Raw genomic sequence first — 1,663 nt, 5'->3', positions numbered from 1 at the left:
TTAGCCTCGATCCACCGATGAACTGACTGTTTGGTCGGGTGTCGTAACGAGGAAAGTGCCTTCTGAGCTGGGATGATGAGTGTTCTCTACGCACTTATCGGCACAACTCGGAAAGGCACTTCCAGTGCAAGTGTCCCACAGGTTCACCGCGTCGTCGGCGGTCTTTGATGATGAGCATCTCGTGTCGTGCGCGGGCCTGGTGCCGGTGATGACGTTGGCAGAGCAGAGTCGCCTTTCGGCGTTGTTGGAGCACAAGATTCGTTTCACCAGCGAGCGGATCAAGTCCGGGGCGGCCAACCCGTCACCGAAGCTGGCGACGGTGATCGCCGGCATGTGCGTCGGCGCGGACAGTATCGATGACCTCGACGTGGTCCGCAGCGGTGGAATGAAAACACTCTTCGACGGGGTGTATGCGCCTTCGACGATCGGAACCCTGTTGCGGGAGTTCACCTTCGGGCATGCCCGTCAACTGGAGTCAGTTCTGGGTGCACATCTGGGTGCCCTGTGTGAACGCGTGCTGTTGCTGCCCGGCGCCGATCAGCGTGCGTTCATCGATATCGATTCGCTGCTGCGCCCGGTCTACGGACACGCCAAACAGGGCGCGAGCTACGGGCACACCAAGATCGCCGGCCGCCAGATCCTGCGCAAAGGTCTCTCGCCGCTGGTGACCACGATCAGCACCGAACACAGCGCCCCGGTGATCGCCGGAGCGCGGTTGCGCTCGGGCAAGGCCAACTCCGGCAAGGGAGCGGCCCGGATGATCGCGCAAGCGGTGGCTACCGCCCGTGCCGCCGGCGTCACTGGTCAGATCCTGGTGCGCGGCGACTCGGCCTATGGCAACAGCGCGGTGGTGTCCGCGTGCCGCCGTGCCGGGGCCCGGTTCTCGCTCGTGTTGACCAAGACCGCGGCGCTGACCGCCGCGATCGAGCAGATCGACCAGGACGCGTGGGTACCGGTGAACTATCCCGGTGCAGTGCGCGATCCCGATACCGGCGCGTGGATTTCTGATGCTGAAGTCGCCGAAACTACCTACACCGCTTTCACTTCCACGAAGACCCCGATCACCGCACGACTGGTGGTACGCCGGGTCAAAGATGCGCGCATGGCCGATGGGCTGTTTCCGGTGTGGCGGTATCACCCGTTCTTCACCGACATCGACCTACCGGTCGATCAAGCCGACATCACCCACCGTCGCCACGCGATCATCGAAACCGTGTTCGCCGACCTGATCGACGGACCCCTGGCCCACATGCCCTCGGGGCGGTTCGGCGCCAACTCCGCCTGGATCCTCTGCGCGGCCATCGCCCACAACCTGCTGCGCGCCACCGGCGTCCTGGCCGGAGGCTCTCACGCCGTTGCCCGCGGTGCCACCCTGCGACGGCGCATCGTCAACATCGCGGCCCGACTGGCCCGACCACAACGCCGAGCAGTCCTGCACCTACCCGCCCACTGGCCCTGGGCCCGACACTGGCTTGCACTGTGGCACAACACGATCGGACGCCCACCCCCACAAACCGTGACATCCTGACCACCGCCGCAAGGCCCAACCCGAGGACACCACAGGAAAAGCTGGGCAGACCAGCAGCTAACTGCCGCCCACAGCAAAATGATCCCGACCAGAACCGAAAAGTCCTCACAGAATCAGTCAGTCCACGGATCGAGG

At 64.3% G+C, this 1,663-nt stretch carries 1 protein-coding gene; it reads left to right on the top strand.

Going from position 1 to position 1,663, the window contains the following annotated elements; translation table 11 throughout:
• The first annotated feature begins 124 nt into the window (after positions 1 to 124).
• Positions 125 to 1,528, top strand: a complete 1,404-nt coding sequence (locus ACJH7A_RS30405) for an IS1380 family transposase (RefSeq protein WP_138247968.1) — start codon at positions 125 to 127, stop codon at positions 1,526 to 1,528.
• Positions 1,529 to 1,663 lie beyond the last annotated feature (135 nt).

This window comes from Mycobacterium sp. SMC-17 (genome assembly GCF_045310915.1).
Lineage (GTDB): Bacteria > Actinomycetota > Actinomycetes > Mycobacteriales > Mycobacteriaceae > Mycobacterium.
The sequence above is the reverse complement of the archived record's forward strand: the minus strand, read 5'-3'. Positions and strand labels throughout refer to the sequence as shown.